The sequence below is a fragment of the Psychrobacter sp. T6-1 genome, from assembly GCF_052258445.1.
The window spans coordinates 1-534 of record NZ_JBQQFC010000817.1; the positions used below are offsets into that span (position 1 = coordinate 1).

The window sequence follows — 534 nt, forward strand, 5'->3', positions numbered from 1 at the left end:
TGGCTTTCCTATTGGGTCACATAAAGGAGGATCATACAAAATGAGCGACATAACACTATAAGCGCATATTTAGCGACCAAAGTCAGCTTGCGCAAGCGCTTTGGCACTTATCGCAAGCCTGCGACCCAAAGCCACTGCCAATTCGCGCTCATCATCAGAGACAGGCTGATCATGCGCGCTGCCGCTAACATGACTGGCACCATAAGGCGTGCCGCCGCGACTAGTGCGCCCAAGCGCAGGCTCAGCATAAGGCAGACCGACTATCATCATACCATGGTGCATAAGCGGCAACATCATCGTAAGCAGTGTCGTCTCTTGTCCGCCATGCATCGAGCCTGTAGCAGTGAATACGGAGGCGGGCTTGTTCTGTAGATTGCCTGCCAGCCAAAGCGTCACAGTACTGTCCCAAAAGTATTTCATGGGCGCGGCCATGTTGCCAAAGTGAGTAGGACTACCCAGTGCCAGACCGGTGCAGCCCTTTAAGTCGTCCATCGTGCAATATAGATCGCCCTCATCTGGAATCGCAGGTTTGCT

1 protein-coding gene is annotated in these 534 nt (G+C 53.2%); it reads right to left on the reverse strand.

Annotated elements, in window-relative coordinates:
* Positions 1-69: 69 nt before the first annotated feature.
* Positions 70-534: NAD(P)H-dependent oxidoreductase (locus ACTXGO_RS16145; RefSeq protein WP_443575239.1), on the reverse strand; the 465-nt coding region annotated here is incomplete at its 5' end.